The sequence below is a fragment of the Streptomyces sp. NPDC051217 genome (assembly GCF_044455465.1).
GTDB lineage: Bacteria > Actinomycetota > Actinomycetes > Streptomycetales > Streptomycetaceae > Streptomyces.
Map to the genome: position 1 here is coordinate 491,168 of NZ_JBITEV010000002.1, position 13,660 is coordinate 504,827.

Sequence of the window (13,660 nt, forward strand, 5' to 3'; positions counted from 1 at the left end):
TGTCTTCAGCCGGCCACGTACGTCCGGTCCATCCACAACGCCGATCCCCCGCCTCGCGACGCACCGCACCAGCCGCCGCGGGCCCCGCCCTGCGGGCGGACGGCGCTACTTCGCGGACACGCCTCAGGGCCGCCGGGGAGGATCCCGGCGGCCCGCACGGCCGCTGTCACCGATCACCGGACGGAACGGGCGCCGGACGTACCGGCTCCGCCCGGTCCGGCGGGCCCGCTACCTCGGCGGCGTCGGCCGGGTCGCGGTGAGCCCGATCTGCTTCTTGAGCATCCGGCCGCCGTCACCGGTGAGCCGGAGGTAGTAGTCCGACGAGCACGCCGTGCCGTCCTCGTCGAGAGCCCAGATGCCGGAGCCGGACGGCACCTGTGAGCCGTTCTCCGCGGTCTTGGCGATCTGGTTGCCCTCGTTGTACTCGTCGAACATGGAGATGTAGATCCCCGCGACGTTGAGCCGGCACATGTTGTAGAACTGCCGCCACATGAAGTCGCCGTGCGCGCGATGCCGGGACTGGAGGTCTCCCGGCATGACGCAGGGCTGGTAGTCGATGCCCCTGGCATTGCACTCGGCCTGGTCGGGGGTGTTGACGTCGCGGTAGAACTGGTCGGCCTGCGTGACGTTGCCCATCCGCCCGACCATCCAGGGGGAGATCATGTTGAACGCGCGGTAGACGTCGCCGAATCCCGGCCTGGAGTCGCTGTTGCCGTTGCGCCAGTGCGTCGGCACGCCGCCGATGACGTAACAGCCCTGCGACTTGAACCAGTTGATGACGTCCAGGCACGCCGGGGGCGCGAACGGGCGCTTCGGGTCGGCGAAGCCGAAGCCCCAGATACAGACGACGGGCTTGCCGTTCTGCTTGGCGTACATGCTCGAAGATGTGTACGCCCTCATCTTGCTCGTCCAGTCCTGCTTGATCTCGGACTGCATGGACGTCCAGTCCGTGACGTCGTACATGATGTAGAACTTCCGGCCGTTCGCCTCGGCCGCCTGGCGCACCTTGGCCGTCATCGCGTCCCGCATCGGGCCTTCGCCGCCCACGGGGTTGAACCGCTGGAGCGCGGCGGTGTCGCAGTTGTTCTCCCGCATCCACCGGAAGTGGGTGTCGACGGTCTGCTGATCATGCGAGGAGAACAGCCGGGCCTGCTGGCCATTGTTCAGATTCGGATACGCCGTGGCGAAAGTACGCGTGTACTCCCGCATATCGGGCCACGACGCGATGGTCGTATTGCTGAGCGACGGCGGCTGGCTGCTGTCCTGGCTCCAGTGCCACCATCTGTCGATGGGGGATCCGTCGCCCTTGCAGGCGAACCAGCCCTGATACCCGACGCTGATTTTGCCGACCACGTCGCCCGGGGGACTCGCGGCGGGTGCCACCCGCGCCCCGCTTCTCGGCGCGGGCGCGGCGCCTGCCTGCCGACTGCCGAGAACACCACCGGCCGCTGCGGTGCCGGCCAGCGCCGACGCTATGACGGCGCGTCTTGAAATACTCACGGAGTATTTCCTCCCACTAGAAATCTGCCTGGAAATACGCGGATCCACGGGGGTGGGGGGAATTACAGGCGGCGGCAGCCCGCCCGCCTCCGTGGCGCACCATTGCAAAGTAACCGCGTTCGGAGGGTTACCACAAGGTCCCCGCAGAGGCTTTGTCCAGACCAATTCAAAGGGATGTGTCAGCCTATTTTCTTTACGTTTTCCGTTTCCAGTGGAATGCGAAAACCACGTGGTTTCCACACCCCTTGATCGGTGGCCGCGTCCCCCGGGTGCGCTCCCCCCGTGTCTCTCTGCGCTCGCGTGCGCCTCGAACGACTGGGGCATTTCACCGTTGACACCGTTTGTGTGGACATCGCTGGAGCATGGCGAGGGGGAGGTGCGCGGTGCACGGACCGGCGACTGCCGGCTGGCTGGTCGTGGCGCTCTGCGCGGCGGCCGGGACCTACTGTCTGCTCGGACTGCGGGGCGGCGGGGGCGCGGGGCGCGGCACGGCGGGCGGCGAGGCCCTGATGGGATTCGGGATGGCGGCGATGGCCGTGCCGGCCGCGGTGATCAGCCCGCCGCGCTGGGTCTGGCTCCTGTACGCGACAGTGTTCGGGGTCGCCGCGCTGCGCGCCCTGGGCCCGGCCCGGGGGACCTCGCACCATCTGCACCATCTCGTGGGGATGCTCGCCATGGTCTACATGTCGGTGGCGATGGCGCTGCTCCCGGGCGGCACGCACGGCGGGCACCACGCGGGCGGCACCCCCCTGGCCACGGGCGTGCTGCTGATCTACTACGCGGGGTTCGTGCTGTGGACGGGCGCGCGGCTCCTCCCGTTGCAGAGCGTGACCCCGCCGGAGCACGCGGCCCCGGTCGTTCCGGAGACCGGCGTGGCGTCCTCCGCGGTCGGTGGAGCCGTCGGTGGAGCCGTCGGTGGAGCCGTCGGTGGAGCCGTCGGTGGAGCGGCGACGGGGGTGGTGACGGGGGTGGTGACGGACACGGTGGCCGCGGTCCGGGACGGCAGGCCCGAGCTGACCCTGGCCTGCCGTCTCTCCATGGGCATCTCGATGCTGGCGATGCTGCTCACGCTCTGACGCACGCCGCGCGCCACCGCCCAATGACCGTGTCCTGCGTCACTTGCCGCCCGCGGCCGGCCCCGCGAGCGGCGCCGCACTCATAAACTGACGACCATGACGGTCTCCCTCGTGCTGCTGACACTCGGTGCGCTGGCCGCGGTGGTCGCCCCGCGACTGCTGGCCCGCACCGAATGGCCCGAGCGCGAGCCGGTGGTGGCTCTCTGGGTCTGGCAGTGCGTGGTGGCCGCCGTGCTGCTCTGCTTCGCCCTCTCCATGACATTCAGCGCCGCGGCGGCCTGGCTGGCCGTACGGGGACACGTCTTCGCCCCGGCCCCGAGCGGGGTCGTCGAGGCGTACGCGCTCGGCACGCACCGGCCCTGGTCCGCGGTGCTCGCCGTGCTCCTGGCGGCCGGCGGAGTGTGGACGGGCACGATGCTCACGCGCGAGATCCACCGGGCGCGCACGCGCCGCAAGCAGCGCCGTACCGAACTGCTCGTCCGTTCACCGCTGTTGCCCGGCGAGGAGTCCGGCGGCGGCCCGCTGATCGTCCTTGAGGGCGAGCGTCCGGGCGCCTGGTGGATGCCGGGCGCCGCACCGCAGCTCGTCATCACCACGGCCGCCCTGCGGCGGCTCAAGGGCCGCCGGCTCGACGCCGTACTGGCCCACGAACAGGGCCATGCCCGCGCCCGGCACGACTGGCTGCTGCACTGCTCGTCCGCGCTCGCCAACGGCTTCCCGCAGGTGCCGGTCTTCGCCGCGTTCCAGGCCGAGATGCACCGCCTGGTGGAGCTGGCCGCCGACGATGTCGCCTCGCGCCGTTTCGGCCGACGGACGATCGCGCTCGCCCTGGTCGAACTGAACGAGGACCGCGGGGTGTTCGGGCCCTGCCCCACGCCCGGCACCGAACTGCCACGCCGGGTGGACCGGCTGCTGACGCCCCTCCCCCGGCTCACGGCCGGACGCAGGCTGCGGCTGACGGCGGCGGCCGCGCTGGTGCCCGCGGTTCCGCTCGTGGTCGCGTTCATTCCGGCCCTGCGCACGCTGGGATAGTTTTGCGGGGCCGTCGTCAGTAAGGATCAGCGCATGCAATCCCCCGCGGTTCCCCCGCCGTCACGGTCGGACTCGCCGTCACCGCCCATACCGTGGGGAGCCGTGACCGCCGGCCGCCTCGCCGTCGTACTGGGCGTGGCCTCCCTGGTGCTGCTGGCGCTGGTCGCCGCCGAGTGGGCTCCGCTGTTCTCCCTCGACCGGACCATTTCCGTGGACCTGCACCGGTGGGCGGTGGACGACGCGGGCTTCACCCACGCGAACCGGATTCTCACCGACTGGGTGTGGGACCCCTGGACGATGCGCCTCCTGACGGCCGTCGCCTTCTTCCTCCTCTGGTTCAGCGGCTCGCGTCTCCTGGCCTGTTGGGTCGCCCTGACCTCTTTGGTGGGGGCCCTGGTGTCGCAGGGCGTGAAGGCCGCCGTCGGGCGCGACCGCCCCACATGGCCGGACCCACTCGACTCTGCGCACTACGCGGCGTTCCCCTCGGGCCACGCGATGACCGCCACCGTCACCGTCGGGATACTCCTGTGGCTGCTGCGGCAGCACGGCCTGAGCGGCCCGCTGTGGTGGGCCGCGCTGGTGGTGGGGGTCGTGTCGGTGCTCGGCTCCGGGTTCAACCGCGTCTGGTTGGGGGTGCACTGGAGTTCGGACGTGGTGGGCGGCTGGCTGTTCGGAGCGTGTCTGGTGGCCCTGTCCGTCGCCACGTACGAAGGACGGGCCTTGTCCCGGTGGCGGTGACCCGGCAAGGATCGGGTCCATGAAGATCAAGGGTGTGCTTTTCGACTTCTCAGGGACTCTGTTCCGCATCGAATCGGCCGGCTCCTGGCTCCGGGCCGTGCTCGACGAGCTGAGTGTTCCGGTGCCGCCCGAAGAGCTCCGGCGGTACGCGGTCCAGCTGGCCGTCGCGGGCGCCCTGCCCGGCGGGTCGTCGCCGCAGCAGCTGCCGCCGGATCTGGCCGGGCTGTGGGCCACGCGCGACGAGAGCGCCGAGCGGCACAGGGCCGCGTACACCGGCCTCGCCCGGCGGGTGGCGCTCCCCGACCCCCGGCTGTACGACGCGCTCTACGAACGGCACCGGACGCCGGACGCCTGGCGGCCGTACGCGGACACCGCGGAGGTGCTCGGCACCCTGAAGCGTGAGGGCATCGGCGTCGGGGTCATCAGCAACATCGGCTGGGACCTGCGTCCGGTCTTCCGCGCGCACGGCCTGGACGACTTCGTGGACGCCTATGTGCTGTCGTACGAGCACGGCATCCAGAAACCCGACCCGCGGCTCTTCGGCGCGGCCTGCGAGGCCCTCGGGCAGGATCCGCTCGACGTGCTGATGGTCGGGGACGACCGGGAGGCGGACGGCGGGGCGGCCGAACTGGGCTGCGCCGTCCACTTCGTGGACCATCTGCCGGTGGAGGAGCGCCCGGCGGGCCTGCGCCCGGTCCTCGCGCTCACCCGCTGAGGAGAGCCCTGCCGCCGAGGGCGTTTCAGCACGGCGGATGTTGACCTCAAGAGTGGTTGACGTTGTTGCCCCGTGGTCGACAGCGAGAGGGACCACGGCGTGAGGACGGCGGGGATGACGGACATCGGCGTCTGTCTCGGGAACGACGGGATCACGGAGAGAGCGCGCGACGCCGAGCGCCTGGGCCTCGAATCGGTCTGGGTCCGGGACCACTTCACGGGGCGGGCCCCGACGCTCGCCCCGGAGGTGGTACCGGCGGCTTCGGCGGCCGTCACGGAGCGGGTACGGCGTCGGATAGGGCGTACCGCTCGCGGCCGTACGGCCACTCCCTCTGCCGGCGAAGGAACCCGCCTCGCTCCAGTACGTCTCGCGGGGGCGGCTGTTGGCGGGGATCGGGGACGGGTGGGGCGCGTGGGAGCGCCGGCACGGCGGCCTGCGTGACGCGCCGGTGTGGGACGCGCTGGGTGTACGGCGCGGGACGCGGAGCCCCGTACGGAGGAGGCGCTGCGGCTGCTGCCGCGCCTGACCGGGGGCGGGCCGACCCCGGGTCGGCCCGGAGGGCGGGACAGGGGTCGAGATCACGCCCACGCCCGCCGTGGCCGCTCCGCCGCTGTTCGTCGCCGGGGGGCCGGAGGAGGCGGTGCCGCGGCGGGCGGTCACGTACGGCGCGGGCTGGTTTCCGGCGGTGGTCTCGCCGGTCCAACTCGCCGACGGCGTACGGAGACTGCGGCAGTACGCCGAGGAGGGGCCGTCCCGCGCCGCCGGTCACCGCGGCCGTGCCGATCCAACTGGACCTCCCCGCCGGGGAGGTGTCCGTCGCCCGGGACACCATGGCCCGGGTGGTCGTGGACGCGTACGGCGTGGATCGCGAACAGGCCGCGGATGTCGGCATCGTGGGCACGCCCACACGGCGGCCGAGCGGCTCGCCGCGTACGTCACGGCGGGCGCCGACCGGATCGTCCTGAGCGGCGGCTCGGCGAACGGCCGGCGGACGAGTCATGAGCTGCTGGCGCGGACGGCCACGCGGCTGAGCGGCTGAGCGGTCGGCGGGCGACACACACCACGGCCCGAGCGGGGCGCGGGGGGCCGACGTGGATGGCCGAAGTTCGTTACTTGACCGGGCCATGCCATCCCGTCACGATGTGCGCGAACAACCAGGTCCTGTCCGGTGAACAGGACCTGGCCGCCCGCACTCCACCCGGCGCGGCCGAACCCCCCACCCCCCCATCCAGGAGACAACATGCGACTTCGCATACGCGAGAGCAGATCGAAGGCAGCTGCCCTCGCGGTCATGCTGGCCCTCGCCGTGGCCGTCCCGTTCACGGCCGAGGCCGCGCCCCCGGCGCCGGCCGCGAAGGCCGCGCCCGAGCCCGGAGCCGTCGCCGTCGCCGTCGCCGAGGAGCGGATCCGGCAGTACGAGATCCCGGGCGCCGCCGACGCCGCGGGCCGTACCGCCCTCGCCGCCACCGGCGTGTCGGTGGACGAGGCGGGCGCGCGCTCGACGGTCGTCAGCGCCACCGACTCCCAGGCGAAGCGGCTCCGGGAGCTCGGCCATCGGCTCGACATGCTGCCCGCGCCGCCCGCCAGGACGAACGGCGAGGCCGTGGAGCCGTTCGACTTCCCCTCGGCCGACTCGCGCTATCACAACTACGCCGAGATGAACGCCGAGATCAACCAGCGGATCGCCGCCCACCCGAACCTGATCAGCAAGCGTGTCATCGGCAAGAGCTACGAGGGCCGGGACATCCTCGCGGTCAAGATCAGCGACAACGTGGCGACGGACGAGAACGAACCCGAGGTGCTCTTCACGCACCACCAGCACGCCCGCGAGCATCTCACCGTCGAGATGGCGCTGTATCTGATCCGCGAACTGGGCGACGACTACGGCACCGACTCACGGGTCACCAACGCCGTGAACAACCGCGAGATCTGGATCGTCCCGGACGTCAACCCGGACGGCGGCGAGTACGACATCGCCTCCGGCTCCTACCGCAGCTGGCGCAAGAACCGGCAGCCCAACTCCGGCTCCTCCGCCATCGGCACGGACCTCAACCGCAACTGGGCCTTCCAGTGGGGCTGCTGCGGCGGCTCCTCGACCAGCCCCGGCTCCGAGACGTACCGCGGCCCGCGCGCCGAGTCCGCGCCGGAGGTCAAGGTGGTCGGGGACTTCGCGCGCAGCCGGGTCGTCGGCGGCAAGCAGCAGATCAAGGCGGCCATCGACTTCCACACGTACAGCGAACTGGTGCTGTGGCCGTACGGCTACACGAGGGCCGACACGGCTCCCGGTATGACGCTGGACGACCGGAACGCCTTCGCCGCCGTCGGCGGGAAGATGGCGGCGAGCAACGGCTACACCGCGGAGCAGGCGAGCGACCTGTACATCACGGACGGGTCGATCGACGACTGGCTGTGGGGAAACCAGAAGGTCTTCGCGTACACCTTCGAGATGTACCCGGGAAGTTCCGGCGGCGGCGGCTTCTACCCGCCCGACGAGGTCATCGAGCGGGAGACGAACCGCAACCGCGACGCGGTCCTGCAACTGCTGGAGAACGCCGATTGCATGTACCGGTCCATCGGCAAGGAGTCGCAGTACTGCGCGGCCTGAGAGGGCGGTCCACGAGGTGAGTCACAGACGGCCGCGCCCCGCGTTCGGGGTGCGGCCGTCGTCACCGGGGCCGGCGCTGTCAGGGGCGGGCGAACCGGTCGTGGTCCGCGAGGACTTCGCCGATCACATGCCGGTTGAGAGCGGCCAGTTCCTCGTTCGTGTCGATGGTCTCGGACAGGACCAGCGACGACTTCCACAGCGCCCATCCACGGGCGCGTGCCCAGGTGCCGTCGTCCTGACCGACCGCCCGCCGGAACGCCGCCCGGTCGGCGCCGGAGAACATCCCCCACGCGATCACCAGATCACAGGCGGGATCCCCGGTCCCCGCGGTACCGAAGTCGATGACGGCGGTCAGCTTCCCGTCCGCGACCAGCAGATTGCCGGGGGCGATGTCGCCGTGGAACCACACGGGGGCTCCGTGCCACTCGGCGGCGAGCGCGGCTTCCCACACGGCGGCCGCCCGGTCGGTGTCCACCCGGCCCTTGAGCGCGGCCAGGCAGCGGCGAGTCTCCTCGTCGTAGTGGGCGGGCGGCGCTCCGCGGTAGAAGCTGTGCTCGTCGGCGACCGGCCCGCCACGGGCGTCACAGCGCTGGAGGGCCAGCACGAACTCGGCGACCTCGACGGCGAATCGGGACATGCCCCCGATGCGCTCGCGCCGCGCCGTCTCGCCGCTCAGCCAGCCGCGCACCGACCAGGGAAAGGGATAGCCCTCACCGGGAACCCCCTGGCCGAGCACGGTCGGCACGGCGACGGGCAGCGAGGGCGCCAGCCTGGGCAGCCACCGGTTCTCCTTGGCGACGGCGGGGACGTAGCCGGCGGCGGTGGGCAGCCGGACCGTCATGCTGTCGCCGAGGCGGTAGGTCCTGTTGTCCCATCCGTCGACCTCCACGGGTGTCACGGGCAGCCCGCTCCACCGGGGGAACTGCGCGGCGATCAGACGTTTCACCAGGGCGGCGTCGATGCCGGCTCGGCCGTCGGGGGGAGTTGGGGCCATTCCACGATCATCGGCCCGGTCGATCGCGCCGGGCAACGCATTTATTCAGGGGCCCCTCGCGCGTCTCGTCGGCTGCGGCGCGTCTGCGGCGGTCCGCCGACGGGGCGCACGGGCCGTGGCCGTCATTCACGAGCGCGGTCCCGGCACGGCGCCGAACAGCTTCCGTTCGCCGAGGGCGAGTCCTTGTCAGGGCGCGTCTTCCTCGGTAGGACTGTCCGCGTAGGTGATCACCCGAACTCCAGTGTGGGGTCCGGGGGTACCCGGTCGTGGTTGCCGGACGCACGGTGGAGGTGTCGATCAGGGTGATGACGGTTGCGTCGGCCTGTCGTCCGGCGTCATCCCGGCGAAACGACTGAGCGTAAAGCCGCACGATCCCCTGATTCTCGAAGGAAGAAGGAGCCTCATGAGCCATCCGCAGCACTTCGGGCCGAGCCGACGCCGCGTCCTGGGCGGAGCGGCCGGGCTGGCCGTAGCCGCGGGGCTGCCGTCCGGCACGGCGTTCGCGGGACCGGCGCCGTCTTCGGCCGACGAGGCCCGCTGGCGCGGACACGCCGCCCGGGTGACGATCACGCGGGACGACTGGGGCGTTCCGCACGTCGTGGGCGAGACCGACGCCGACGCGGTGTTCGGGATGATGTACGCACAGGCCGAGGACGACTTCAACCGCATCGAGCAGAACTACCTCGTCGCCCTGGGCCGTCTCGCCGAGGCCGAGGGCGAGAGCGCGATCTGGCAGGACCTGCGTCAGCGGCTGTTCCTCGACCCCGAGGAACTGAAGAAGGACTACGCGAAGTGCCCAGCGTGGCTGCGCGGGTTGATGCAGGCGTGGGCGGGCGGACTCAATTACTACCTCGCGACACATCCCGAGGTGCGTCCACGCGTGCTCGACCGGTTCGAGCCGTGGATGCCGTTGAGCTTCTCGGAGGGCAGCATAGGCGGCGACATCGAGTCGGTGATGCTCTCCCAGCTCGAAGCCTTCTACAGCGCGCGGGACGTGCCGATCACCGACGAGGAGCGCGGGCTGGTGCTGCGTGAACCCACGGGGTCGAACGGCATAGCCATCGCTCCGAGCCACACGCGGAACGGCCACGCCCTGCTGCTGATCAACCCGCACACCAGCTTCTTCTTCCGTGCCGAGCAGCATGTGACGAGCCGCGAGGGGCTCAATGTCTACGGCGCCGCCACCTGGGGGCAGTTCTTCATCTATCAGGGCTTCAACGCGCACACGGGCTGGATGCACACGACGAGTGGCGTCGACAACATCGACGAGTTCGCCGAGACGATCGTGACGGGCTCCGACGGCACGCGTTCCTACCGCTACGGCGACGAACTGCGCCCCGTCACCTCGAAGACGGTCACCTTGTCCTTCCGTACCCCGGAGGGCGGTCAGGAGAAGCGCGGCTTCACCACGCTGGCCACACATCACGGCCCGATCGTGCGCGAGGCGGACGGCAAGTGGATCGCGTGCGCGCTGATGAACAAGCCCGTCGAGGCCCTTACCCAGAGCTTCCTGCGCACCACGACGCGCGACTACAAGCAGTATCTGAAGGTCGCGGGACTGAAGGGAAACAGCTCGAACAACACACTCTTCGCGGACTCGAAGGGCGACATCGCCTTCCTGATGCCGCAGTTCATGCCGGTGAGAGACGACCGGTTCAACTATCTCAAGCCGGTCGACGGCAGTGATCCGGCGACCGACTGGCGGGGCGTGCACAGTCTGGACAGCATGCCCCAGGCGGTGAACCCGAAGAACGGCTGGGCGTTCAACACCAACAACTGGCCCTGGACCGCCGCCGGCGCGGACAGCCCGGACGCGGCCGACTATCCACGCTACTTCGACCGGGTCGGCGAGAATCCGCGCGGTCCGCAGGCGGTCCGCGTACTGACCGCTCGCGACGACTTCACCCCGCGGACGCTGATCGAGGCGGCGTTCGATCCGTATCTCACCGCCTTCGCGCGTCTGTTGCCGGGGCTCGTCGCCGCGTGGGACGGGCTGCCGAAGCACGACGGGCGGAAGGAGCGGCTGGCCGGTCCGATCGGCCTGCTCCGTGACTGGAACCACCGCTGGTCCGCGAAGTCGACGGCGACATCGCTGGCCGTGTTCTGGGGTGAGGACATGTGGGCTCTCATATCCCAGGCGGCGGCAGCGGCCGGGATGTCGGGCTGGGACTACATCGCCGGCCGCGCCACGGACGCGCAGCGGCTCGGGGCACTGGAGACGGCGACGAACCGGCTGCGGCGGGACTTCGGCAGTTGGAAGGTGCCGTGGGGCGAGATCAACCGCTACCAGCGCAACGACGCCGCCATCGTCCAGGAGTTCAGCGATGCCAAGCCGAGCGTCCCCGTGCCCTTCACCTCGTCGCGATGGGGCTCCCTCGCCTCGTTCGGAGCCAGGGCGTACCCGGGAACGAAGCGCTACTACGGCACCAGCGGCAACAGTTTCGTGGCGGTGGTGGAATTCGGGCCGCGACTGCGCGCCTGGGCGGTGACGGCGGGAGGAGTGAGCGGGCACCCCGACTCGCCGCACTTCGACGACCAGGCCGAGCGCTACGCGAACGGGGATCTGCGGCCCGTCTACTTCTATCCCGACGACCTCAAGGGCCATGTCGAGCGGAGGTACCGGCCCGGCAAGTGACGGGCGCGCCCTCGCGCCGGCGCCTCCTCCGCGCCGGCGCGTGGTGCGTCGACGGGGTCAGGCATGCAGGGTGGGCCGGTAGATCAGCTCTTGGATGTGGTCGTCGAGCGTCCGGTGCTCGATCAGTTCGAGGTCGAAGTCGGCCGCCCCCTGGAAGATCGCGTCCAACCCGGTCCTACCGGTGATCACCGGGAAGAGTGTCACCTGGACGCGGTCGACCAGCCCGGCGGCCATCAACGCCCGGTTCATCGAGAGGCTGCCGTGCGAGCGCAACGGCACCTCGGAGTCCTCCTTGAGCCTCGCGACGACGTCGACGGCGTCGCCGCTCACGAGGTCCGCGTCCGGCCAGTCGAGAGATCCCTCCAGAGTCGTCGACACCACTGTCGCCGGCAGGTTCACCATCCGGGTGACCCATGGGTCACGTACCTCGGACTCCTCGGTGCTCGCGGCCAGCATCTGTGCGAACACCCGATAGGTGTTGGCCCCGAAGACCATCCGCTGCTCCTCGCCGTACAGGCCGAGGCGGTGGTCGAGAAGTTCGGGGCCCTGCTTGCCCCAGTAGCCGGTCCAGTCGCCGCCGGCGGCACCAAAGCCGTCGAGGCTGGAGAAAACGTCGAATGTGTAGGTAGTGGTCATGATGATCTCCTTGAGTGCGATTGATCGCGTGTCGGAGATACAGACTGGTGATCACGGCGAGACTCATCGCCCTTGGACCGGCTCATGAACCGGTTCCGTCCAAACTTCGAAGTGATGGCCGCGACGGACGACGCGGCCACCGCGTCCACCGATACCCCCCGCCACGAAGCCCGGCACCACCACCGAGACCTTCCCCGAGACCGGGCCGAGGCGGCCACCGGTGAGACACCCGTCGAGGCCGCTTTCCCCATCGGTTGTGTGGGCGTCCGAACGGCATGTCGGTTCCCCGTGGTGACCCATTCGAGGGCCATTTCACGGCTGCGCTTTCGCCTTCGGCGGTCGGGCTTCCGTGGCGGGCTAGCGTGGCTGCTCCGCCCGGGGGCGCGTACACCTTACGAGCGGCGACACGGCCGTTCACGCGCGCTGGTGGTCTCCCGGCGAGCGAGCAGAGGAAACCCTGACATGTCGAATCACTTCACCGGCCTCAGTCTTGGGCCACCGCTCGGCGACCAGCGCCTCGATCTGTGCGACCTGTACGCCTTCAGGGCACCCGGCGATCCGAGCAGGACCGTTCTCATCCTCAACGCCAACCCCAACGCGGACGCCCTGCACCCCGACGCCGTATACCGCCTGAACATCGACAACGACGGCGACTACCTGACCGACCTCGCCTTCAGCTGGGTCTTCAGTCCGCCGGCGGCCGACGGCTCGCAGACCTACAGCGTGTTCATGGCCACCGGCCCGGAGTCCCGCAAGCCCGAGGCCGTCGGCACCAAAATCGTGTCGGACGCCGCCGTCTCCTTCGACACCGAGGCCAACGTGGTCGCCGGCGGCGACTACAAGGTGGCCGCCGGCAGCCGCAGTGACGCCTTCTTCTTCGACTTCGACGGCATCCAGAAGCTGTTCGACACCAGCGGCAAGCGGAATTTCACCGCACCGCACCTGAGCGGGGAGTCCCCGTGGACCGGCGTCGACTCCAACAGCACGGCCAACGTCTTCTCGATGGCCCTTGAGCTGCCGACCACGGCACTGGCACCCCAGCCCGAGCTGCACATCTGGGGCCGGTGCAGTGTCCTGCGCGACGGTGAACTCGTCCACGCTGACCGGGCCGGGCACCCGTCGGTGAGCAGCTTCTTCAACACCGACGACACCAAGGAGGAGTACAACGCGAGCGAGCCCGTCAACGACCGGGCCAGGTGGACGGACCAGTTCGTCCACCTGCTGGGCCACACGGGCAACTACACGCGGGAGGAGGCGATCGTCGCGCTCGACGAGCACGGCATCCTGCCGGACGTGCTGCACTTCGACCCGTCCAAGCCCGCCGCGTACCCCAACGGCCGTACCTTCACGGAAGACGTCATCGACATCCGCCTCGCGTTCCTCACCAAGAACGAGGCACCGCCCACCGGTCTGGCCCCGCACACCGACACCCCGGACCGCTTCCCGTACCTCGGCGACCCACACCCCGCCACGGCTTCCTGACAGAGCGCCCTGCGCGCGGCCGCCCCGGTCCTCCTGGAGGACCGGGGCCCGATGCACTGCTCCGCACTGTCACGCCCGAGCGCCCGCGACGTAGACCCGTTCTCGGTCCGGTCCTCGCTCGTGACCGGTGGGCAACTTATCGCCCGGAGTGGCGATTTGGTTCCGTAAGCACACTTACCCTGGGTAGAACCGCCGTATATCTTGACGCTAATGGTCCAGACCAATACATTCCTGTGCGCACCGCAGA

General features: G+C 70.2%; 11 protein-coding genes. 8 read left to right on the top strand and 3 right to left on the bottom strand.

What is annotated here, in order from left to right; all coding sequences use genetic code 11:
• Window positions 1-228: 228 nt before the first annotated feature.
• Window positions 229-1,500 (bottom strand): glycoside hydrolase family 71/99-like protein, encoded by a 1,272-nt coding sequence (locus ACIBBB_RS07290; protein ID WP_398979637.1) that lies wholly within the window; start codon window positions 1,498-1,500, stop codon window positions 229-231.
• Between the two features lie 383 nt (window positions 1,501-1,883).
• On the opposite strand from ACIBBB_RS07290, the gene ACIBBB_RS07295 reads away from it, so the two are divergent.
• The 6 genes from ACIBBB_RS07295 to ACIBBB_RS07320 all read left to right on the top strand — a co-directional run bounded on the left by ACIBBB_RS07295 (window position 1,884) and on the right by ACIBBB_RS07320 (window position 7,666).
• Entirely contained in the window at window positions 1,884-2,576 is a 693-nt protein-coding gene (locus ACIBBB_RS07295; protein WP_398979639.1) for a DUF5134 domain-containing protein, read from the top strand.
• A 96-nt stretch (window positions 2,577-2,672) separates the two neighbouring features.
• Complete coding sequence (locus tag ACIBBB_RS07300; RefSeq protein ID WP_398979642.1) at window positions 2,673-3,608, top strand: M56 family metallopeptidase; 936 nt, start codon at window positions 2,673-2,675, stop codon at window positions 3,606-3,608.
• A 33-nt stretch (window positions 3,609-3,641) separates the two neighbouring features.
• Entirely contained in the window at window positions 3,642-4,346 is a 705-nt protein-coding gene (locus tag ACIBBB_RS07305) for a phosphatase PAP2 family protein (protein WP_398979644.1), read from the top strand.
• Window positions 4,347-4,365: 19 nt separating this feature from the next.
• Window positions 4,366-5,061: an HAD family hydrolase gene (locus ACIBBB_RS07310; RefSeq protein ID WP_398979647.1), complete on the top strand. Its 696-nt coding sequence runs from the start codon at window positions 4,366-4,368 to the stop codon at window positions 5,059-5,061.
• A 776-nt stretch (window positions 5,062-5,837) separates the two neighbouring features.
• Window positions 5,838-6,026, top strand: coding sequence for a hypothetical protein (locus ACIBBB_RS07315; protein ID WP_398979649.1), 189 nt, complete (start codon window positions 5,838-5,840; stop codon window positions 6,024-6,026).
• Between the two features lie 275 nt (window positions 6,027-6,301).
• Complete coding sequence (locus ACIBBB_RS07320; protein WP_398979651.1) at window positions 6,302-7,666, top strand: M14 family metallopeptidase; 1,365 nt, start codon at window positions 6,302-6,304, stop codon at window positions 7,664-7,666.
• Window positions 7,667-7,745: 79 nt separating this feature from the next.
• Here ACIBBB_RS07320 and ACIBBB_RS07325 read toward each other — a convergent pair whose 3' ends face one another.
• Window positions 7,746-8,660: an aminoglycoside phosphotransferase family protein gene (locus tag ACIBBB_RS07325; protein ID WP_398979653.1), complete on the bottom strand. Its 915-nt coding sequence runs from the start codon at window positions 8,658-8,660 to the stop codon at window positions 7,746-7,748.
• A gap of 403 nt (window positions 8,661-9,063) precedes the next feature.
• Between ACIBBB_RS07325 and ACIBBB_RS07330 the strand changes: the two genes are divergently transcribed.
• Complete coding sequence (locus ACIBBB_RS07330; protein ID WP_398979655.1) at window positions 9,064-11,295, top strand: penicillin acylase family protein; 2,232 nt, start codon at window positions 9,064-9,066, stop codon at window positions 11,293-11,295.
• A 57-nt stretch (window positions 11,296-11,352) separates the two neighbouring features.
• Here ACIBBB_RS07330 and ACIBBB_RS07335 read toward each other — a convergent pair whose 3' ends face one another.
• Complete coding sequence (locus ACIBBB_RS07335) at window positions 11,353-11,931, bottom strand: dihydrofolate reductase family protein (RefSeq protein ID WP_398979657.1); 579 nt, start codon at window positions 11,929-11,931, stop codon at window positions 11,353-11,355.
• A gap of 462 nt (window positions 11,932-12,393) precedes the next feature.
• Here ACIBBB_RS07335 and ACIBBB_RS07340 point away from each other — a divergent pair, with 462 nt between their 5' ends.
• Entirely contained in the window at window positions 12,394-13,413 is a 1,020-nt protein-coding gene (locus ACIBBB_RS07340; protein WP_398979659.1) for a DUF4331 family protein, read from the top strand.
• Window positions 13,414-13,660 lie beyond the last annotated feature (247 nt).